Origin of the sequence: Parendozoicomonas callyspongiae, assembly GCF_023502345.1 — a bacterium.
Classification (GTDB): Bacteria; Pseudomonadota; Gammaproteobacteria; order Pseudomonadales; family Endozoicomonadaceae; genus Sansalvadorimonas; species Sansalvadorimonas callyspongiae.
Map to the genome: position 1 here is coordinate 178088 of NZ_JAMFLX010000003.1, position 22427 is coordinate 200514.

Below are 22427 nucleotides of genomic sequence, written 5' to 3' on the forward strand. Positions count from 1 at the left end.
GCATATGTCTGTTCATTACCAGTACATCAATGCAGAACAAGGGACGAAGACAACCATTCCGGACAGCCTCGAAAGGCTTGTTAAACGCCATGGTACTCCCTTACTGATTTTCGATGCAGATGTTGTCAGACAACAGTATTGCGCCCTAATAAACGCTCTTCCAGAAGTCACTCCACACTATGCAGTCAAAGCTCTGCCATTCTCGCCTGCACTCAAAATTTTACATGGAGAAGGAGCATCATTTGATATTGCTTCATCCGGTGAAATATCAATGGCTGAACGGCTGGGAATCTCAGCAAAGCAATGCATCCACACCCACCCGGTCAAAAAAACAGAAGAAGTGGAGAAGGCCCTCGCCTGGGGTTGCCGGCAATTCGTTTTCGATAACAGTCACGAACTAACCAAGCTAGCTCATTATAAAAACTCAGTGAAGTTACTTTTAAGGATCAGTTTTCCTAACCCCTATGCCAGAGTAAACCTCTCCTACAAATTCGGTTGCACAGTTGAGGAAGCCCTTCCATTAATGGAACAGGCAAAAGCTTTGGGGCTGAATGTGAATGGCTTAAGCTTCCATGTCGGGTCACAAATTACAGATCCTGAACGTTACGTTTCTGCCATAAAGACCTGTAAGAAAATTTGGGAGCAAGCCAAAACATTGAAGCTTGCACCACTGGAGATTCTTGATATTGGAGGCGGTTTTCCCGTTGACTACACGGCTCCAGTTGCAGGAATAAATGACTTCTGTGCCCAGATTCGTGCCGCTCTTCACAGCTTTCCTCAAGCACAATTTATCTCAGAACCCGGGCGCTTTCTGGTCGCCTCAGCTATGCACTCCATCAGTACTGTAGTTGGCATTGCCCAAAGAGAGGGTCGCCCATGGTATTACCTGGATGAAGGGCTTTATGGATGCTTCAGTGGCCAGCTTTTTGACAAAGCTGAGTACCCCTTGGCCATACCAGCCAAACGATTGCTCCAGCCAAAAGAGCCATCTGTGCTTGCCGGTCCAACCTGCGACAGCATTGATATCATCCGTGATGGAATTGAGCTTCCACAATTGCGTGAAGGAGATTTGATTATTGCTGGCGGCATGGGTGCATATAGCTGGGCTCACGCAACTGAGTTCAATCACATACCCCGAACCCAGATCGTTGTCATCAATGATATAGAGCCACTTCCATCAACAGGAACTGAGTACTGACATTAGTTATTACAATAGGTTTCAGGGTACAGCCCAAAATTTTTTTGGGAACTGCACCCTGAAGTCTGATCAGTGATCTCCTGTTCTTTTCAGGCGGACACTGTCCAGCCGGATTCTCATCTCAGAGTCACCAAACAATATCCCGGAAACTTTCTTTCTGAATAGCTCCCCGTTCACCCGAATACTGCCACGACCTGGCTCATAGTATCCGTTCATCGTTCCGCTCAAAGATTTATCAAACAGGCGAACCCGATCTGCATCCAACTGAATTCCATAACCAGAACAACGGCGCAGATCAGCGACAGTCCGGTAGCTGTTTATTACATACATTTCTCTGCGTGGCTCATCACCAAGCAGGCGCTGAAGATTAACTGCAGATCGATCAGGCTGAACTTCGAGGGTTGCTACGGCCATCCCTCCTTCATTGACATGAATCTTCAGAACAACCTTTCTAATCTCCTGATCGGTATAGTAGTCCTGTCCCTTGATCAGAACGTAGCGATACATACCGGGAGGCACCTGACAATCAGGGGAGAGGCGCTCATGATCATACCGGGGAAGCCCGGGCATCACATTCGCGTTCCAACCATAGTCAGGTACTTGAGGACGGGGCATTACATCATATTCAGGATAAGGCAGGCTCGCCAGGGCGGTCATCGGAACAAGAAATGCAACCAAGGCCAGAACTTTTTGCAGGGATTTCATCAATAACTCCTGTTACAGAAAATTCACAGAGTGATATTGCTGACGGACTACCTTGGTATGCGTGGTGTTTTCTCTGTTGTTTTTGGAAGGTAGTGGCCGGTAACAGCCACTAGCTGGAGAGAAAAATAGACGGTTCTGGAGATATCACTGTTTCAATTTGCAACATCACCATGAAGGATTGATACGAAGCTTTTTCTTTGATCCTTTTTTGATGGGTTTTACGTTAGTGCCGGAACCTTCAGGCAGATATTTCTTTCCATATATTTTCAGATACTGAATGGAGAAATAATTGTATTCTTCAATTGGAATACAAGGCTGTGGAGCTAGCTCGACATCAACGGGAGTGCCATTTTCATTGACAGTCTGAAGCATATTCAATGCTGACGGCGTGTTCTTAAACGAACCAAAGCGAGGGTTGCCACAATGAATCTCTTTGGAAATAGGGCCTGAGAACTTCACAATAATGAATGGGCTCTCACCGAAATTGGGGACTTTTATCCATTCGATTGTAAGAAGTGCATTCTTCTTGGGTGGCACTGGCTTGATAATGCCATTATCAAGGACAGGAAGCGCATAAGAGAGCGCACTGAAACATAGACCTGCAAGAACCTGAAGCAAAAATTGGCTTACTCGTAACCTCATCCCTAGCTTCCCGCAAACAAAACATATATTCACAGGGTAGCCAAAAGGCCATGAAAGTAACGGGCTGGCTTTACGACCAACCCGCTATCATTGGGGACTTAATCCGTACTAGACACTTTGCCGTTTCTGGATCTCTTCTGCCCGCAGATCTTTACGAAGAATTTTGCCTACAGGTGTCATTGGTAGCTCTTCACGGAATTCAATCTGCTTTGGTACCTTATAAGCTGTCAGATTCATCTTGCAGTACTGTTTGACATCTTCGGGCGTCAAACTCTTGTCTACCGGTACGATGTAGAGCTTAACAGCCTCTCCTGTTTTCTCGTCAGGCACACCAATAACTGCGCAGTTTTCCACACCATCATGCTGGCTAACGATATCTTCAATCTCATTGGGGTATACGTTGAAGCCGGAAACCAGAACCATATCCTTGATTCGATCGACAATGCGCACAAAACCATCTTCCTGAATAACGGCCACATCACCTGTCTTCAGCCAGCGCTCATCATCAAAGATTTCATCGGTAGCTTCTGGGCGTTTCCAGTACCCCTTCATAACCTGAGGTCCCTTCACGCAAAGTTCACCGCGCTCTCCAATAGGAACTTCATTGCCCTCATCGTCAATACACTTAACTGCAGTACTGGGTACCGGCACCCCTACACTACCAGGCTGAGTCAGGTCACCGACAGGGTTAATGCATACAGCAGGCGAACACTCTGTCAGGCCATAAGCCTCGGAGATACTGACACCTGTGGCTTCCTTCCACTTATCACCAGTATCACCCTGCAAAGCCGTGCCACCAGAAAGTGTCAACTTAAGCTTGCTGAAATCACAGTTCTTGAAATCCGGGTGATTCATCAAACTAACGAACAAGGTATTCAAACCAATAAAGGCAGTAAACTGCCATGGCTTGATGAACCTGATAAACATGCTGGTATCACGGGGATTGGCAATCAGAATATTGTGGTTTCCCTGATCAACCATCGCCATCAAATGCACCGTAAATGCATAAATATGGTAAAGAGGCAGGGGAGCAACGATGATCTCAGAGCCAGGTTCATGCATGCGATTGCCATCCTTGTCCAGCTGAGACAGGTGGGCTTTGGCCTGTTGCATATTGGCAATGATATTTCGATGGGTCAGCATGGCTCCTTTGGCAACACCAGTAGTACCTCCGGTGTATTGCAGTACAGCAATATCTTCAGGTTTGGCTGACTCGGGACGCTGATACTTCCCTTTCTCACCCAAACTTAGAGCCTTGCGAATTCTAACTGCCTGGGGCAAATCATAAGGCTGAACCAGTTTTTTAATGTGCTTGGCGGCAAGATTGATCAATGTCCGTTTGGGGTTGGGCAGCATATCTGCAATGCTGGTCACGATGAGATGTTCGATGGGCGTATCATCAACAATCTCCTCAACCATATGCCCGAAAACATCCATGAAGATCAGTGCACGCGCTCCGGAGTCATTGAACTGGTGATGCATTTCCCGCACGGTGTAAAGTGGATTGGTATTAACAATCACCAAACCAGCTTTTAGAGCACCAAAGACAGCAATCGGGAATTGAAGCAGGTTAGGCATTTGAATTGCAATACGATCCCCGGGCTGAAGATCCGTATAGGTTTGCAGGTAGACAGCCAGATCAGTACTGTACTTGTCGATATCTGCATAAGTCAGAGTGTATCCGATTCCGGTAAAAGCAGGTCTGTCTGCATTTTTCTTTGCGGATTCTTCAAACACCTCAAGAATGGAGTTATATGCGTCCGGATTTATTGTATCCGCAACACCAGGAGCACGTTTGCCATTCCAGAACTTAGCATCCATAAGCGAACCACTTTTTTTTGTTATCACTGTAATTTTTGCGGCAATCCTAACCTGGCTCAAAGTACTCTTGGAGCGACTTATCCCAGATCCCCCCTTGACCGGCCCGTCCCACAGGCTGGGCTGACAACAATGCTCTATACAGCATATGGCTGCCCCCTCTTCAGACAACCATTCGGAGTGCATAGCGACACCCGAAGCAGCGGTCAGCCCGCACATAATAGCGACAAATACTTCTTTTTCCTAAACATCTTGACACTTTTTTAATGACGCTTACGAATTAGTCGCAGCAGTACAAGTTTGAGCAGTCAAAACATGCAACTTCTTTTAGTCCGCTCTCATTTATTTAACTATCTTCCATCTATATCTCCCAAAGCCCTTCCAAAGCGTTCAAACCTGAAATGATCAGCTACTTTTTATTGTCAATTGGAAATATCAGAAGCCCTCACATAACCTTTTGTTAGTTGGCGATAGTTCTATCGACGGCTTTTCAGTGCCGATTGCTACTAGAAAACATGCCACCTGCTGACGTTACGGATAACGCAAATGGCTGAAGCCTGGGCTCTAAAAATTCTTTCCGGCCCTCATATTGGAGCCGAGATCACGCTTGACCCTGGAAGCTGGGTTCTCGGGCGGCATGAAGAGTGCGACCTGGTTTTGACTGATGAAACTCTTGCCGAACGCCATTTTGAGATCAACGTCAGTCCGGAAGGAGTCCAGATCAATAACCTGGCAGAAGGCCAGAGCATCTTTCTCAATGGAAAACCCCAGCCCAACACTTTTTCACTTGCCGCTTATCATGTTGCAATGGCAGGAAGTCTCTACTTTGCCGTTGGCCCTGCCGGTAAACCCTGGCCAGAGCTTAACCTTTCAGGGCCGCCATCTGCTCCAGTAAGCTCACTAGCAGCGCCTTCTCAAACAAACGCTTCCGCGCCAGACACCCAGTCAGATAATGCTGATTTGCTGGAGTCTGCCTCAGACATTGAGCTTTCAGACGAAGATATTCCTGTTGTTAACGACAAGGTGGATGAAAGTGAACTGGCGCAATTAGAATCTGATTCACCGGTGGAAAATAGTTTTTCTCAATTTTTTGCCAGGCTGGCCCGACTGTTCAGCTCATCTCCGACGAAAGAAAGAACAAGTCTCACTGACTGGATCAAGAGACACCCTTTCCTGCTTATAGGGGCTGGCTCAGCGACATTTGTCTCTCTGCTAGCTGGCGGTTTTATCTGGTTATGGCTTCAGACAGATCCGGAGAAAACCGCCCTGGCCAACATAACACCTGCCCAGAAAGCAGAAAAAATTATTACCCGTATGAATCTTCAGGACATACGGCTCAAGAAGCTACCTGATGGATCTGTGGTTATTTCGGGCTATGTGCAGGATAACAATGTCAAGATGGGTTTGCAGAAAGCCCTGAAGGACGCAATGGTGCCCTACAACTTTCAGGCCGTTGTAATGAATGAAATGCGGGCAACAGCGGCCGAAGTTCTCGCGCAATACAATTTCGACCTGATGAGCATTGAGCTGGATACCACACCCGGCTCACTGGTACTGAATGGCTATGCTGCCAATCCCAAAGAAGTCAGCCGCATCAGAGATATTCTGAAGCAGGAAGTTCATGGACTGGTTTCCATCGTTGACCAGGTTGAGTACCAGACTACGCGCCTGAAAGCTCTGCGCACCATGCTAAAAGAGAGAAATCTCGCCCAGAAAATCCGCTTATTAGACACTCCAGGAAAAATCGTTCTTAAAGGGCGCCTTGGAGATGCATCCCAGGGATACTATCTGAAAGAGATCGTTCAGGATTTCCGTGAGAAGTACAAAAACCGCCCGGAGCTGATTATTGATGTCACCCTGCCAGCCACTGACCTGGCCACCATGCAGCCAATGCTGAAGATCAAGAGTGTCAGCCTGGGCCGTATCCCCTATGTGGTTCTGGATAACGGTGAAAAGTACCTGCGCGGAGCGAAGCTGAAAAACGGATATATACTTGAAAATATCAATCTGGAATATCTGACGCTCAGGTTAGGCCAGGAACGCATCAAGTACTTTATTGGAGGACCCCATGGCGGACAATGAATTTGTCTCCCTGTCAGTCACGGAAGACCGCCTGGCAACAGACAAAGATGGCGCAGTTAAGAAGCAGCTGCTTGAGCAGCTCAACAGTGACCTTTCTGAGCTTAAGCAGAAGAAAAATACAGGGTTGGCACCTGAGCAGTTCGCCTGTACAGACGCCCTGATTAACGCCATAGATGATGCTGTTAAGGTCATAGAACTGACCTGGCACAAGCACAATATGTCAGATAAACAGCATTGAGTAGTACCTGCCAGTACAGGAGCTAGACTGTAATAAATTGGAATATCCAGGGAGCGGGTTATGGCACAGGTTTCGGGTTCACTTAATTTCGAGAACACAACCGACCGCCTTAGTGAGAAGGTTTCTAAGTACGAAGACCTGGTAAAGAACCGGATGGAGAATCTCGACCCCAGTAACATGGCAGAGATGATCCAGTTCCAGCAGGAAATTAACAAATTAACCATGCTCTACAGTGTGCAAAGCGGTGTGACCAAGTCGGTCAAAGATACGGTGATGAGCATCATCCAGAAAATCAACTGATTCACAGACTATCTGACCGGGTATTCCTGATATGGTAAGTGCCGAAACTCTTAGACTTCTCGCCGACATCGGCTTCATGGCTACCAGCGGGGGCTTTTCTGCTCAGGCCAGCAGTCTTTTCAAAGCCGTTGAGCTTGCCAGACCAGACAGTGTCTTGCCTCATATTGGCTTTGCCCTGAATCATATGAATATGAACAGGCATCAGGAAGCCCTGGAAATTCTTGAGAAGAAGGCCCTGAAGCTGGAGCCGGATAATGCCACCGTTAAGGCATTTATTGGAATGGCTCTGATGATGCTGGGCAGAAACAGCGAAAGTGAGAGAACACTGAATCAGATTACCACCAGCGATGACATTCTTGCTGCCACACTTGCCGCAAACCTGCTTACAGAGCTTCAGCAGCACGCTAACAAGAAATCATCTCCAGGCCTTCACTGATATGATATCATTCAGGAAGGCCATTCCTTTCCAGCAACCATCCCCTATACAGAGTTGAAAGCCATGAGATAGAGACACCATCGTGTTCCATCAAGTGGTTACTAATTTCCCGAATAACCCGTTCGGTATCTTTTCCAGGTTTAATCCAGTCTGAAAAATGCTGCCCTTTTATCCAGTTTTTTACCAACTGGACAACCAATGACTCGTCCCCACCATCCACACCAAGCTGCCTCACTACTCTCCTGGCCTGAGCAGCCAACACTGACTTAAGGCCGTTAATATCTGGCATGGCTGAAAGGTCGAACCTCTCTAACTGGCTTAATATTGGTGCAGCCGAGTTGAACGGCACAAGATCATCACGACATAGTTCACTTGTCAGAGGAAGCATCAGGGCTTTCCACTCAGTGCTATTTTCAGCCATTTTCAACAATCCATGCTCGAAACCACTTATTACGGCTTCAATACCGTCCTCATCCAGCATCCAGCCCTGATCAAACAGCTTATCCCAGAGGGTTTCAATTCCAGTCAAGGCAAGACTAGAATCTTGCCACCTTGCAGGCAGCTCGCTCTGGCAGAGTTCATTATGGAGCTGATTCAAGATTTCCGGATGACAAACCATATCGAGATCCACCGGAAAAATACCGTCCTCTCCAACCTTCAGGTTCTTAAGGTGGATATCTGACATCCCTGCAAATAATACAAAAGCACTAAACAGCCCCAAATCATGAAGATGCCTGTCTGACGACAACCCCATTTCCTCATTAAACAACCTGAGGCTGAAGTCTCCCTTACAATCTGAACCACAATAGATATTCTGGTTAAATGAAATATGAGAGCGGCCAATCCAGCAGTTAAACCTGTCAAATAAGCCACCAGCTGAATTCATCGTACGGGCTGCTACGCCCGAGGTTGGTTTATATACAAGATGATCACCATTCCCCAAGGTTATCTGGCATGTACCCAGATAACCCTGATCAGTTATTGGACAAACTGCGGCAACTTTATTTTTTTCGAGAAACAACTCTTCACGAATACTGGCATGGTGCTCCGACAGTCGCTGCAGTATCAGACGAAATGCCCGTGTATTAGCTATCATCCGTCTGGATATGTAACGCAGCACCAAAGGTTCAGAGTTTATTTGAGCCAGACTCAAAACCCTGCGCTCCTCTGCAAGCAAAACCTCTTTCAGCTGTTCCTCAAGTTCAGTGACATCTTCAACTACTTCCGAGTTTGGAACGGCACTTTTGATCAGCTTTTCTGGACTTACAGTAGATCTGAAACGTTCGGCAACAGACGGCCGAACCACTCCCTCTTTCTTTACTATCAGTCCATGCTTTGAAGCCCAAAGAACAGTGCTATCAACCTGAACTCTTGCCACATTTAGACTTTCTCTCAGTTCTTCTATGGTACAAGGCTGACAGCATTGTCGAAGTAACTCATTTAAAAGCTCCTCAGGTACTGCAGACTCCAACGCCTCAAACCGGGCTGGTAACACCATACCAGCCAAAGCCTGTCGCCCATAAAGTGTTGTATGAAAGTTATCTTGCTCTGAAAGAAGCGTGGTTGAGTAGCCGGAAAAGATTCTGCCAAAGTGCAATGAATGCAGCTTCTTGGAAGGACAAATTACCAAATGCTCTGATCTTTCAATCAGCCCTTCTGCGCAAGTATCAAATTGGGAGACAACCTTGGACCAACAGTATTTTCGTTTAGCTCGTTCAGCAGCCTTGCTTCCCATTCTTTGCCGAACTGTTGACTTTTTTATCAATTCATTTAAACGACCTGTCAGATCCTGAATATCTATAGCAACAGCTTGAGCCTGCACTAAATGAGCTTTTTGCGATTCAAAGAACGCTCCCGGTGCCGATAAACCATCTACCCTGCCCCACTGGGTTGGAATCAGGTATCCATGTTCACCTGACTCAATAAGCTCTCTGTAACCATCCCAATCAGAAAGAACTACGGGCAACTCTGCCGCCATAGCTTCTACCGGAGCAATACCGAAACTCTCCTGAACAGAGTCAGCCAGAGAAACAAAAATATCGGAAGCTCTGTAAGCCAGAGGTTTTTGTTCAGAAAACAGATCAAAATTAAACAGCACCCGATCATCTATACCGAGCTGCCCTGCCAAATTAACAAGGGAAAGCACATAATCATCATCACTATCAGACTGGCCACATATATAAAGATATGTGTCATGCACACATTCATGATCATAAAGATCCGCCAGTGCCAACAACAATGGATGAAGATCTGCTTTATCCACAGGCGACAGACGCCCAATGCAGAAAAGAATTATTCCATCTGCTGGCAAACCAAGAGACTCTCTAGCTGATTTCTTGTCAGACATTTCTTCTGGAATATCTATACCCAAAGGAATCTGAATCAGTTGCCCTGAAAAAGCACCGTCGATTCGCCTACCCGCCTCTTCAAGCAACCTTTCAACCACCCCGACTGATGCCTGGCTACTGGCAAGTAGCGCATCACATTCAAGGCTTGGTGAGTGAATTAAACTTCGCCAGGCTCCTAGCGTTATATCCTGGCTTAAAGCATGAGCGCGCCCAACAACAGGAAAAGCCTTTTCGGCAAAAGCATCCCTCAGTTCAAGGAGATAGCTGATATAGGGGTCGCCGGAATAAAAAAGATCAAATAAGTGACTGGCAACAGCTGCCGGTAAATGCTGCAGAGGAAAAACAGAAACCGTTTTTTCTTTGATAGCTTTGTCTTTAAGCCATGAGTTCCAGGCTTCCTGTCGGGACTGGCAGTCCCCATCACCGCAGAAGAAAATAAAATGGTCAAAAATGGTTGAGTATCTGACCAGCGCCTCCAAAAAGCCGCTGTTGGCCTCTCTCAACCCATTGATATATCCATCAAGAACATCTGAATCCGATGGCAATACAGTTCCGAATGTGGCCATCAGAAGTCAGCCTTAAGGCATCATAATTCCCCCGGCTGGAGCCGGGCCGGAAGGGGATTTGCCAAACAACCCTTTGTAATAGAGAGAGCATCCGCCAAAAGCTTCAATCATCTCCTGAAAACTTTCAGGGGAAACCTGGTCCATGGCTACCCTCTGGTAGAGTTTGTATTGGCCGGTTTCCTCATCAAGAGTGATACTGCTTCTCTGGTTTCGAATCACTCCAAGACTCTTATCCAGCAACAGTCTGCTGTCAGCCCCTCTTTGGCCACCTGACTTGGAGACCGGAGCTATATCTGCCATCAGGCAGAGTTTCCCTGCCTCACTAAAGCAGTTGATACCGACACCTTCCATTGCAATCAGATACTTGCCATCGGTGGAGTCGGGTTTGTCAATGCCATTATTACTGGCAAAGCGAGTCATCAGTTCATCCAGATCCATGGAAATAATCCTGAATTATTCCCTGAATATGTCGGCAGCAACGATAAACCCTGTATAAAGGCACAAAAAAGCCGGACCTAAGTCCGGCTAAAGAGCCAGAGTTCTTTATTATCAGGCAAAGCTGCGTGAATCACGCTCAGCACGATTCATGAGCGACAGCTTGCGAAACACCAACAGCACACCGGCAAACAGGGCAGCAGTCACTGCAAAGCCCATCATGGCAGAACCAGTAGCACCAATGACCAGGTAACCAACAATACACAGTACAGCCACAGTCACACAGTAAGGCAGCTGGGTCATAACGTGATCAAGGTGGTGACAGGATGCACCTGTAGAGGACAGGATGGTGGTATCGGAAATAGGTGAACAGTGGTCACCAAATACCGCGCCAGCCAGCACCGCACCCATCATTGGCAGAATCAGTGCAATCTCAGTGGCAGCAGCCATATCACCAGCGATTGGCAGCATGATGCCGAATGTACCCCAGCTGGTGCCGGTCGCAAATGCCATGGCACCTGAGATCAGGAAAACCAGAGCAGGCAGCCAGGAGATGCTGATGGAATCACTCACCAGACCCGCCAGGTACTTACCAGTTTCCAGAGAACCGATAATCTCGACCAGAACCCAGGCCAGAACCAGGATATAGATAGCACCCATCATGGACTTCACACCTTCAGCAAAGGCATTCATCACACGATCACCGGATACCTTCTGACGTGACAGCATGGCGAAGCTTACGATCAGACCAATGCAGCCACCAATCAGCAGGGAGGTGGAAACATCAGTGTTCTCAAATGCGCCCAGCACGGAGAATGCCTGACCAGCTTCAGCAAGAGCGCTGGCACCAGTGTAAATCAGGGCAGTCACAGTGGAGAGAACCAGAACCAGAACCGGAGCAACCAGGTCGGCAACAGTGCCCTGACCGGTATCTTCGATTTCGGTCGCACCCATTGGCTTGCCACGGCTCTCGTCATACAGCTCACCCTGGTCAGCACGCATCGCATGTTTATGCATAGGGCCTACATTCAAATCCATGCTCGCAGCAGCGATCACCATGGCCAGTGCAAAGAATGCATACAGGTTCATGGGAATAATGGAAATAAATGCGGAGAACGAACTGTAATCAGTAATCTCGTGTGTAGCCAGAATGGTTCCAATCAGGGCGATAATGTAAGCACCCCAGCTGGAAATTGGCATCAGCACACAGACAGGCGCTGCGGTTGAGTCAATCAGGTAAGCAAGCTTGGCACGGGAAACCCGGTTACGATCAGTCAGAGGACGACAGATATTACCGACGGCCAGAGCGTTGAAGTAGTCATCAATGAAGATAATAACGCCCAGGGCTACTGTCAGAACCTGGGAACCACGCGCAGTTTTCACCCGCTTACGGGCCCACTCACCAAATGCACGGGTACCACCTGCCAGCGCAATAAAGCTGGTCATGATACCAAGGCAAACCAGGAACAGGAGAATATAAACACTCCAGGAGTTGATGCCGTCATCCCAGAAAACTTTGGTAAAAGATTCCAGGAGGTACTGCACCATGTGCATAACATCGAAGCCGGTCAGCAAAAGAGCGCCAACCAGAATACCAGCCCCGAGGGAAAGAAGAGTTTGACGCGTCAAAACGGCCAGACCAATAGCGACGGCCGGCGCAAGAAGCGACAGAGGAGAATATGAGTAGCTGATTAATTCCATACTGCTGATCTCTATTTATTCAATACAGCCTTGACTGGTTCAACTAAGACTCAGCCACGACCTGGTTTTAGACGATCAGGAGCGCGAACATGAAAAAAGACCGGAACACACTGTCGAAAGAAAGGATTCACAGACAGTTGCGCAACAGGGCTTCTTCCAAATATTCGGTAGCACTCCACGGTTGTCCTGACGGAGATAATCTCCTGTCAGACAAGCCCAGATGGCGCATGTACTACAAACAACACATTTAATATTAGCGCTGCTGCAACACCGTGACAGTGTGGCACCTGTTCGATGACACACCAACCTGCAGATATGACTCTCTGCAGGCTTCGGCGCAAACCCCTTTCTTCAGCTCTCACAGACGTCACTCTAAAGCTGAGTACTCATGATCTCCGCACCTCTACCATTCGGAAACCCAGAGCTATTATGCACGAGCATAACCACCCCAACAACAAAACACGCATATTCCACACACTAATAAGTCATTACCACAATAACAAAAGTGTCAGTATGCCCGTCTTTACGATTCAAAAGCATAGCCCATAAATTCTGCATGCAAACTGAAGATATTTAACAGACCAAGAGACATATAACTTATTGTTCTAAAAGATAAAAAAGGCGCTGACAATAAAATCATCAGCGCCTTTTGTTTTTGAGCAAAAATCGTTAATTTAGCGAAAATTATTCCCACTCAATGGTGGCAGGAGGCTTACTGGAAATATCGTAAGTCACCCTGGAAACCTGGCTGATTTCATTAATGATTCGACCGGAAACCTGCTCCAAAAATTCGTAAGGCAGGTGCGCCCAGCGCGCAGTCATAAAGTCGATAGTTTCAACAGCCCGCAGAGCAATCACATACTCATAGCGACGACCATCACCAACCACACCAACAGACTTCACTGGCAGGAAAACAGTAAATGCCTGGCTGGTCTTGTCATAGAGATCAGCCTTTCTTAACTCTTCAATGAAGATCGCATCAGCTTCGCGCAAGATATCCGCATACTCGCGCTTCACTTCACCAAGAATTCGAACTCCAAGACCAGGCCCAGGGAAAGGATGGCGATAAACCATTGAGTAAGGCAGACCCAGCTCCAGACCAACCTTGCGTACCTCATCCTTGAACAGTTCGCGCAGGGGCTCCACCAGCTCCATGGTCATATCTTCAGGCAGGCCACCAACATTGTGGTGGGACTTGATGACATGAGCCTTACCGGTTTTGCTGGCTGCAGATTCAATCACGTCTGGGTAGATAGTCCCCTGAGCCAGGAACTTAACGCCCTTGAGTTTGGCAGACTCTTCATCAAAGACTTCGATAAAGGTGTTGCCAATAATCTTGCGTTTCTTCTCTGGATCTTCGACCCCGTGCAGGCGAGACAGGAAACGATCCTGGGCATCAACCCGAATCACCCGTACACCCATATTGTTGGCGAACATGGCCATAACCTGATCGCCTTCGTTCTTGCGCAGCAGGCCATTATCGACAAAAACACAGACCAGCTGATCGCCAATAGCCTTATGCAACAGTGCCGCTACAACACTGGAGTCCACACCACCGGAAAGGGCCAGAAGAACAGTTTCATTTCCGACCTGTTTGCGAACTTTCGCAACAGCATCCTCGATGATGCCCTCAGCTGTCCACAGCTTCTCACAACCGGCAATACCGCAGATAAAGCGCTCAAGAATGCGTCCACCCTGCTTGGTATGAGTCACTTCCGGATGGAACTGCAGACCGTAGTAGTGGCGGGTTTCATCAGCCATTGCCGCCAGCGGGCAGCTGTCTGTATACGCAAGGCGGGAAAAGCCCTCAGGCAGTTCGGTCACCTTGTCGCCATGGCTCATCCAAACATCCAGACTCATGCTGCCATTTTCAGCAACATGATCATCGATGCCGGTCAAAAGGCTGCCAGCCTGATCAATGTCAACCCGGGCGTAACCAAATTCACGCAGGTTGGACGTCGATACCTTGCCTCCCAACTGCTCAGCCATGGTTTGCATGCCGTAGCAGATACCCAGTACCGGAACCTGCAGACCAAACACAACTTCGGGTGCTCTTGGGGTGTCTGATCCAGTTACTGATTCAGGACCACCGGAAAGAATAATGGCCTTAGGGGCAAAATCCCGAATCGCCTGTTCATCCATATCGAAAGCATGGATTTCACAGTAAACACCGATCTCACGCACACGGCGGGCAATCAGCTGAGTGTACTGGGAACCGAAATCGAGAATCAGAATGCGCTGGGAATGAATATCCTGGCTCATAAGCGTATTAATACCTGATAAGTCCTGATATGCCCGCCACCTGGGCGAAGGGAGCGGGTCGTTTTTACCATGGAAGTTTTAATTATTTAGCCAACCCGGTAGTTGGGAGCTTCTTTGGTGATAGTCACATCGTGAACATGCGACTCACGCATACCAGCGTTGGTCACCCGCACAAACTCGGGCTGGGTACGCATGGTGTCAATATCCGGAGAACCGGTATAACCCATGGAGGCCCGCAGACCACCCATCAACTGATGAACAATGGCGTTCAGCGGCCCCTTATAGGGTACCCGACCTTCAATGCCTTCCGGAACCAGTTTATCAGCACCAGCCTTGGCATCCTGGAAATAACGGTCACTGGAGCCCTGGGCCTGATCCATTGCACCAAGAGAACCCATGCCACGGTAGCTCTTATAGCTACGACCCTGGTACAGAATAATTTCGCCAGGAGCTTCATCGGTACCTGCCAGCATACTGCCAACCATAACAGTACTGGCACCGGCTACGATAGCCTTGGCAACATCACCGGAGTAACGGATACCACCATCTGCGATAACCGGGATATCTGTACCTTTCAGGCCTTCAACAACATTGGAAACTGCAGAAATCTGGGGAACACCAATGCCGGTCACAATCCGGGTTGTACAGATGGAGCCTGGGCCAATACCCACTTTCACGCCATCTGCTCCAGCTTCAGCCAAGGCCTTGGCCGCTGCAGCTGTGGCGATATTACCGCCAATCACCTGAAGCTGTGGGTAATGCTCTTTCACCCACTTCACGCGCTCAATAACACCGCGGGAGTGGCCATGGGCGGTATCAACAATAATGACATCAACCCCAGCATCCACCAGAGCAGCAACACGGTCAGGAGTCTCAGGGCCTGTACCAACAGCAGCGCCCACCAGCAGACTGCCAGACTCATCTTTACAGGCGTTAGGGTAATCCTGGGCCTTCTGAATATCTTTAACCGTCATCATCCCTTTCAGGGTGCCGGCAGCATCAACCACAAGAACTTTTTCGATGCGATTCTGCTGCAAAAGACGCTGCACTTCATCCTTGCCGGTGCCTTCCTTGACGGTGACCAGGCTTTCACGTGGGGTCATCAATTCGGTAACACGCTTATCAAGGTTACTTTCAAAGCGCACATCACGGCTGGTAATAATTCCAACCAGTTCACCGTTGTCCATAACCGGAACACCGGAGATATTATGACGGCTGCGCAGTACCATCAGTTCACGAATAGAGGCAGAGGATTCAATCGTGATGGGATCACGAACCACACCGCTTTCATGCTTCTTGACCTTGCGGACTTCGGCAGCCTGCTGCTCAGGGGTCATATTCTTGTGAATAATGCCAATTCCACCTTCCTGGGCCATGGCAATTGCCAGGCGGGCCTCAGTCACGGTATCCATGGCAGCAGACAGCAGGGGCGCATTTAATTCAATTCCGCGGGTGAGGCGGGTTTTCAGCGAGACCGACTTGGGCAAAACTTCGGAATAGCCGGGTACGAGAAGTACATCATCAAATGTGAGGGCTTCTTGAGCGATACGTAACATTTTATTTGCCGTCCGGTTAAGGAAAAGCTAGGTATAAAAAAAGATGCATGCTAAAACGGAATGCATCTTCATTTCATTCTGGTAAAACACACATCATAGCTAACAGGCTAAATCGAGAATCCATTTTCCCCGTTAGCTGAGCGAGGTAAATTCGTTCAATTATAGAACCGCAATAATCAGGCCACAATTCTTATATTTTTATTAAATTTCAGGGATAATAACAGGGTTTGACTCTGTAAAAAGTAGACCCTTCTCTACAGGAGCCATCAGACCCGCTCATGCCCTACGATTTCGACCCCCTTGGCTACAACAACACAGCGCCAGCCAAACCTGGTGAACGCCGGATTCTTTCTGTCAGCGATCTGAACCGCCAGGCCAAACGTCTGCTGGAAGTCTCTTTTCCATCAATATGGGTTGAGGGAGAGCTGTCCAATATTGCCCGCCCGAGATCCGGACACTGGTATTTCACCCTGAAGGATGCCAATGCCCAGGTACGATGCGCCATGTTCCGTAACGCCAATATGCGGATCAGGTTTCAGCCTTCAGAGGGACAGCAGGTACTGATTCGGGCCAAAGTCAGCCTTTACGAGGGCCGGGGTGACTACCAGCTGATTGCCGAGCATATGGAGGAAGCTGGAGCCGGTGCCCTGCAAAGAGCCTTCGAAGAGCTTAAAAACAAACTGGCACGGGAAGGCTTGTTCGACAGTGAACTAAAGAAGCCTCTGCCCAGCATGCCTTCTCATATAGCAGTCATCACTTCCCCTACTGGTGCGGCCATCCAAGATATTCTGACCGTTTTTAAGAGGCGCTATCCAGCACTTCGTATTACGGTTATTCCAACCGCTGTGCAGGGGCAGGAAGCGGCCGCCCAGATCGTTCACGCCCTCTCACTTGCGGCACAGTTGCCCGATCTTGATGCCATCATCACCGGCAGGGGTGGCGGCTCAATGGAAGACCTATGGCCCTTCAACGAAGAAGTCGTTGCCAGGGCAATCGCAGCCTGCCCGATTCCTATTGTCAGCGCTGTTGGCCATGAAGTGGATTTCACCATCGCCGATTTTGTCGCTGATTACCGCGCTCCCACACCTTCAGCAGCTGCCGAAGTCCTCAGCCCTGACCAGCAGGAACTGAGCAATATTGTGACTGGATACCAAAGCCTGCTGGAACGGCATATTCAGAATCGACTGAACCAGCATCAGCAGCAACTGACTCATTTGCGCAACCGTCTGCGTCATCCAGGCGAACGCCTGCGAGAGCAGAGCCAGCGCCTGGATGATCTTGATATCCGGTTACGGCAGGCTATCCAGAACAAACTCCACAGGGATAGGGCCAGCTTGACCCAAAACAGGGAACAGCTTTTCCAGCACTCCCCTTCCAGTACCTTAAAACGTCTGGAAACACTGCAACAGCAGCTGGAGCAGAGATTAAAACAATCAATTAACACCAACATCTCTCGTCTGCGTCAGAAGCTGGCTAACAGCGCAGGAAAGCTAAACGCCATCAGTCCCCTGGCAACTCTCCAAAGGGGCTATGCCATTGTTCAGGATGAAGAGGGTAAAGTTGTCACCGAAAGTCAGCAGGTTGCCCCCGGCGACAGGGTTCGTGCCCGCCTGGCCAAAGGCGAGCTACTGTGCACTGTGGAAGAATCTCATAGCTGAGCTGGCACTTTTGTTCTGATCCACTAGGCTTTTGCGACCTATGACAGGGATCAAAGCTCAGCTGTGAGTCGAATAATACACTCAGCATTTTTAACCATTATTTTTTGGGGTATCTGGGCGGCTGCTTCCGGAGCTGAGCAGGTACCTGATTCGGCAGATTTAGAACAAATACCCTTTTCAGAACTCCCTCAGGATGACCAGCCTCTTGCTCACCTTCTGGATGCGCAAATTCCACCTCCCCTGGAAGCAGCGTATTTCTCACTTGATGCAAAAATCCGTGAGCTTGAGCATGAACCTTCGACCAGGGAAAAAGCCGTCTCAACATTGTCTGTCATGTTGCTGGACCTACTCTTTGAAGTCGTCCACCAGTGGTCACTGCAAAGCTATAGCCCTGAGTATTACTACCGGGATAGCGCCCCACCCGACCTGCCTGAATCGCTCTCACGTTATACCAGGCTATTTCTGTCAACAGTCAAGGATCACCATGTTCCTGTTGCACTGAGCGGACTGCTTAGCTGGGCGGGAATGTACGGAGGCAATCTGCCAAATATTTCCGGTAATGATTTCTATCACCGCCTGGGGGTCATGGCAGGCCTTACCGCAGCAGGATACTTTCTGCTGGGCAAACGGACTATTACCATGGGGGAGACAAAAGATTCGTGGAAGAAATCATTTCTCAGGCTTCTGTCTACCCGAGAAGCTCTGCTCCTCAGGGATACACCTGAACACGATAAGGGTCGAAACTATTTTATGGCAGCGGTTGAGCTGGATTATGCAAAAACAATATTGCAGACAACAATTATTTCAATGATGACATTCTGGAATATTGCCACCCGCTTCCAGCATCAGGCAGAACTGAATGACTTAAAACTCAGCTTGAGAATGGCAAGAGATCGTTTGCAGGGAAGTAACAAAACTGAAAACACGGAAGAACATATTCAGGACTGAGCTGAAAACCCAGTCCTGAAATGGGAAGCCCTAGATAGTACGAGCCTTATTCTTCAGCTTCTTCATATTTGGCTTAGAAGCTTTCTTACCTTTATCAACCTTGCCTCCGCGCTTCTGAACCTTAACATCACGCATGATTTTCTGTTTTTTCTTTGAGTTCTGTTCCTTGCGGGGGTTCTTGCGTTCGGCAAAGGGGTTCTCGCTTCCCTTGAACTCAATGCGAAGCGGTGTACCCATCAACTTAAGCACCTTGCGATAGGTGTTCTCAAGGTATCGCTTGTACGACCCAGGCACAGCATCGATCTGATTACCATGAACAACCAGCAGCGGCGGATTATGTCCACCCAGGTGACAGTAACGCAGCTTGATTCTGCGGCCACGTGCCATAGGTGGCTGGTGGGAAGCCACAGCATCTTCCAGAATGCGGGTCAGCTGGTTAGAGGTCCATCGTGCGGTTGCAGATTCATAAGCTTCTTCAACAGACTCATACAGGTGACCAACATTGGTACCATGCATAGCTGAGATAAAGTGGATACGGGCGAAATCAACAAAGCCCAGACGACGATCCAGCTCGCTTTTCACATCTGCCTTGTCATCAGCCGTCATGCCGTCCCATTTGTTAACAGCAATAACGAGAGAACGACCACTTTCCAGAACAAAACCAAGCAGGTGCAGATCCTGTTCCACAATACCTTCGCGGGCATCCAGAACCAGAATCACAACATTGGAGTCTTCCATGGCCTGCAGGGTTTTGATAACCGAGAATTTCTCTACAGTTTCATGTACCTTGCCACGACGACGAACACCGGCGGTATCAATCAGGGTGTAACGCTGCTCAAAGCGCTCGTAAGGAATATAGATACTGTCACGGGTTGTACCGGCCTGGTCGTATACAACCACCCGTTCTTCACCCAGCATCCGGTTAACCAGTGTCGACTTACCAACATTTGGACGACCGACAATGGCCATCTTGATACCGGCTTCTTCTTTTTCCTGCTCTGTTTCTTCTTCCTGCTCTGGAAAATCTTCCAGAACCAGATCAACCAGCTGGCGTACACCTTTGCCATGAGCTGCTGCAATATGCAGAGGATCACCCAGACCCATGCCATAAAACTCAGCAGCCGCACTGTCTGCATCAATGGCATCGGTTTTGTTCATAACCAGCCAGGATTTTTTATGGTTGCGGCGCAGGTGATGAGCAATCATCTCATCGGCCGCAGTCAGACCGGCACGCGCATCAACCAGAAACAGTACGACATCAGCCTCATCAATCGCCGCCAGGGACTGATCGGCCATATGCGTATCAATTCCCTCTTCATCACCGCTGATACCGCCGGTATCAATCACGATGTAGTTGCGATCACCCAGACGCCCCTCACCGTATTTGCGGTCACGGGTCAGGCCGGAGTAATCCGCCACAAGGGCATCCCGGGAGCGGGTGAGTCGGTTAAACAGCGTGGACTTGCCCACGTTGGGACGCCCTACCAGGGCGATAACAGGAAGCATTCGTTATCTATCCAAAAATCACTTCTAAGAGACGAACCTTATCGGTTTTCTTTGCCATAAAGCCCGTCTGAAAAACAGCAAACGGCCACCTTACGGCAGCCGTCCATGACACAATACTATTTCGGGTCTGTTATTTCAGCTTAAGCGCTGCCAGATTGCCCTTGTTGGTGTAGACATAAATCGTGTCACCAACAACCAGAGGACTGGAGCGCACACCGGAGGAATCAACCTTACCGCGGCCAACAATACGACCATCCACCTGCGAAACAACGTGCAGGTAGCCTTCAAAATCACCTGCCACAACATAGTTGTTAACAGCTGCGGGACCAGAAAGACTTCGATGTTCCAGTTCCTTCTGACTCCATACAACAGAGCCGGTACGCTGATCGACTGCAGACAGGACACTGTCAGCGTCGCTCATATAAATATTACCGAAACCTTCTGTCAAACCCTGGTAGCTTGAAGCTTCACGCACCCACTGCAGGCGCCCACTGGCAGGATCAAGTGCAACCACATTGCCCTGATAGCTCACCATGTAAACTGCGTCTTCTGCAACCATTGGCGTGCTGTCGACATCCACCATACGCTCAAGCTCGGAGGTGCCTTTCGGTACAGCAACGCGGCTGTCCCACAGCATGGAGCCGGTACGAACGTTATAGGCCCGTGCTTCACCACTGGCGAAACCGGCAAACACGACCCCTTTCTCAACTGCAGGTGTGGAGGTACCACGCAAAGTCAGTACCGGCTGGAGGATTTCCTGCAGCCAGACAGGCTCACCGGTTTTCGCATCCAGACCTGCAACTTTGGAGTCGATAGTCTGAACAACAACAATACCATCAGCAGCCTGTGGCGCAGCCAGCACTTCACTGGTCACAGGAGCTTCCCAGACCTGGGTTCCATCAGTTGCATTCAGAGCAACAACGTAGCCGTCACGGGTACCAACCAGAACCAGACCTTCACCGAAGCCTGTTCCACCACCGATGCGGCGATCAAGGTCGATTTTCCAGATCTCTTTACCGGTATTGCGATCAAGTGCTGCAACCTGTCCTGACGCTCCCGCAATATAAACCTGATCGTTATCTACCACAGGAGCAAGACGCAGCCAGGATTCTCCTTGACCATCACCAACTCCACGGCTCCATACCTCCGAAACCTTCACCTCTTCCTTGAACTCAGGAAGCGGGTTGGGTTTTACGGCTTCTTCCCCATCACGGCTACAGCCAGCAAGGCCCACCAGAGCCAGGCCGAGCACAGCGGAGAAAAGGAATCTCGTTTTTCGAGCGACGGGACTGTGCATCACTTGTTATTCTTCCTTAGCTTGGGCCAGATCATCCAGCTTCAGGGTGACCAGAGGCCGGGGTTCACCATTCTCCGTGGCAATGTCGGCAGACAGCTGATAGGCCTGACGGGCCTCATCACGGCGTCCCAGTGCCAGAAGAACATCGCCTTTCACTTCCTCATAGGATGCTTTGAAAGCCCCTGGCTGGTCAATCTGATTGAGCACATCCAGAGCTTCCTTTTCGGTATCGCCAGGCTGGGCCAGAAGGACTCGAGCCAGGCGCATACGGGTAACAATGCCGATTTCACGGTTGGGCTTCTGCCGCAGCACCCACTCCAGCTGCTCGCGGGCAACATCCAGATTACCGGCTTCTACAGCTTTGCTGGCTTTCAGAAGCGCACCGAATTGAGTGTAAACGGTATCCTGATGATCTTCCTTCAGAGTGTTCAGAAGGTTATCAAAAGATGCCTGCTGATCAGCAGTAAATGGCTGACCGGGCTGAGCCAGGGTAAGATCCATCAGCTCCTGGTAAAGGCCTGAAGAAACCTGTGCCTGCTCCAGCTTGTAGTTTTTCCAGGCTTTCCAGCCATAAACCGACCCCAGTGAAAGGACCACCCCCAGCAGAATGGCAGAGCCATAATCCTTCCAGAACTGTTTGAGGGCCGCGACCTGTTCCTCTTCGGTACGCAAACTATCCACTCTGAACTCCTGAGTTCTCTTATACAGCGAAGATACCGTCTTTATGTCCC

At 49.1% G+C, this 22427-nt stretch carries 18 protein-coding genes and 1 riboswitch; of the genes, 7 read left to right on the forward strand and 11 right to left on the reverse strand.

Annotated features, from left to right (window positions below):
- The first annotated feature begins 4 nt into the window (after positions 1-4).
- The gene (locus tag M3P05_RS03455) at positions 5-1198 is read left to right on the forward strand and encodes a type III PLP-dependent enzyme (protein ID WP_249697827.1); all 1194 of its coding nucleotides are present in this window, start codon (positions 5-7) and stop codon (positions 1196-1198) included.
- Between the two features lie 69 nt (positions 1199-1267).
- Here the strand turns inward: M3P05_RS03455 and M3P05_RS03460 are convergent, their stop codons facing one another.
- From M3P05_RS03460 to M3P05_RS03470, 3 genes are all read right to left on the reverse strand, one after another.
- Positions 1268-1903, reverse strand: a complete 636-nt coding sequence (locus M3P05_RS03460; RefSeq protein ID WP_249697828.1) for a hypothetical protein — start codon at positions 1901-1903, stop codon at positions 1268-1270.
- 165 nt (positions 1904-2068) lie between these two features.
- Positions 2069-2545, reverse strand: a complete 477-nt coding sequence (locus M3P05_RS03465; protein WP_249697829.1) for a hypothetical protein — start codon at positions 2543-2545, stop codon at positions 2069-2071.
- A 108-nt stretch (positions 2546-2653) separates the two neighbouring features.
- Positions 2654-4366, reverse strand: a complete 1713-nt coding sequence (locus M3P05_RS03470; protein WP_249697830.1) for an AMP-binding protein — start codon at positions 4364-4366, stop codon at positions 2654-2656.
- 543 nt (positions 4367-4909) lie between these two features.
- On the opposite strand from M3P05_RS03470, the gene sctD reads away from it, so the two are divergent.
- Genes sctD through M3P05_RS03490 form a run of 4 tightly spaced genes read left to right on the forward strand, consistent with a single transcriptional unit; the run spans position 4910 to position 7419 of the window.
- Positions 4910-6445 carry a type III secretion system inner membrane ring subunit SctD gene (gene sctD, locus M3P05_RS03475; protein WP_249697831.1) on the forward strand — a complete coding sequence of 512 codons (1536 nt, stop codon included), beginning with the start codon at positions 4910-4912 and terminating at the stop codon, positions 6443-6445.
- Positions 6432-6683 carry an EscE/YscE/SsaE family type III secretion system needle protein co-chaperone gene (locus tag M3P05_RS03480; protein WP_249697832.1) on the forward strand — a complete coding sequence of 84 codons (252 nt, stop codon included), beginning with the start codon at positions 6432-6434 and terminating at the stop codon, positions 6681-6683. The genes sctD and M3P05_RS03480 overlap by 14 nt, the downstream gene beginning before the upstream one ends.
- Positions 6684-6743: 60 nt before the next feature.
- The gene (locus M3P05_RS03485; protein ID WP_249697833.1) at positions 6744-6983 is read left to right on the forward strand and encodes an EscF/YscF/HrpA family type III secretion system needle major subunit; all 240 of its coding nucleotides are present in this window, start codon (positions 6744-6746) and stop codon (positions 6981-6983) included.
- A gap of 31 nt (positions 6984-7014) precedes the next feature.
- Positions 7015-7419, forward strand: coding sequence for a tetratricopeptide repeat protein (locus M3P05_RS03490; protein WP_249697834.1), 405 nt, complete (start codon positions 7015-7017; stop codon positions 7417-7419).
- Between the two features lie 7 nt (positions 7420-7426).
- On the opposite strand, the gene M3P05_RS03495 is transcribed toward M3P05_RS03490, so the two are convergent.
- From M3P05_RS03495 to guaB, 5 genes are all read right to left on the reverse strand, one after another.
- On the reverse strand, positions 7427-10333 hold the full coding sequence (locus M3P05_RS03495) for a glycosyltransferase family 4 protein (protein WP_249697835.1): 2907 nt from the start codon (positions 10331-10333) through the stop codon (positions 7427-7429).
- Between the two features lie 12 nt (positions 10334-10345).
- Complete coding sequence (locus M3P05_RS03500) at positions 10346-10771, reverse strand: CesT family type III secretion system chaperone (protein WP_249697836.1); 426 nt, start codon at positions 10769-10771, stop codon at positions 10346-10348.
- Between the two features lie 111 nt (positions 10772-10882).
- On the reverse strand, positions 10883-12469 hold the full coding sequence (locus M3P05_RS03505; protein ID WP_249697837.1) for a Na+/H+ antiporter NhaC family protein: 1587 nt from the start codon (positions 12467-12469) through the stop codon (positions 10883-10885).
- A 160-nt stretch (positions 12470-12629) separates the two neighbouring features.
- A riboswitch (Lysine riboswitch) is annotated at positions 12630-12883 on the reverse strand.
- 270 nt (positions 12884-13153) lie between these two features.
- On the reverse strand, positions 13154-14731 hold the full coding sequence (gene guaA / locus M3P05_RS03510; protein ID WP_249697838.1) for a glutamine-hydrolyzing GMP synthase: 1578 nt from the start codon (positions 14729-14731) through the stop codon (positions 13154-13156).
- 86 nt (positions 14732-14817) lie between these two features.
- The gene (gene guaB / locus M3P05_RS03515) at positions 14818-16287 is read right to left on the reverse strand and encodes an IMP dehydrogenase (protein ID WP_249697839.1); all 1470 of its coding nucleotides are present in this window, start codon (positions 16285-16287) and stop codon (positions 14818-14820) included.
- A gap of 278 nt (positions 16288-16565) precedes the next feature.
- Here guaB and xseA point away from each other — a divergent pair, with 278 nt between their 5' ends.
- Entirely contained in the window at positions 16566-17945 is a 1380-nt protein-coding gene (xseA, locus tag M3P05_RS03520) for an exodeoxyribonuclease VII large subunit (RefSeq protein ID WP_249697840.1), read from the forward strand.
- 63 nt (positions 17946-18008) lie between these two features.
- Entirely contained in the window at positions 18009-18893 is an 885-nt protein-coding gene (locus tag M3P05_RS03525; protein ID WP_249697841.1) for a hypothetical protein, read from the forward strand.
- 30 nt (positions 18894-18923) lie between these two features.
- Here the strand turns inward: M3P05_RS03525 and der are convergent, their stop codons facing one another.
- From der to M3P05_RS03540, 3 genes are all read right to left on the reverse strand, one after another.
- Positions 18924-20399 (reverse strand): ribosome biogenesis GTPase Der, encoded by a 1476-nt coding sequence (gene der / locus M3P05_RS03530; RefSeq protein ID WP_249697842.1) that lies wholly within the window; start codon positions 20397-20399, stop codon positions 18924-18926.
- A gap of 130 nt (positions 20400-20529) precedes the next feature.
- Positions 20530-21696, reverse strand: coding sequence for an outer membrane protein assembly factor BamB (gene bamB, locus M3P05_RS03535; RefSeq protein WP_249697843.1), 1167 nt, complete (start codon positions 21694-21696; stop codon positions 20530-20532).
- Positions 21697-21702: 6 nt separating this feature from the next.
- On the reverse strand, positions 21703-22377 hold the full coding sequence (locus M3P05_RS03540; protein WP_249697844.1) for a YfgM family protein: 675 nt from the start codon (positions 22375-22377) through the stop codon (positions 21703-21705).
- Positions 22378-22427: the final 50 nt, after the last annotated feature.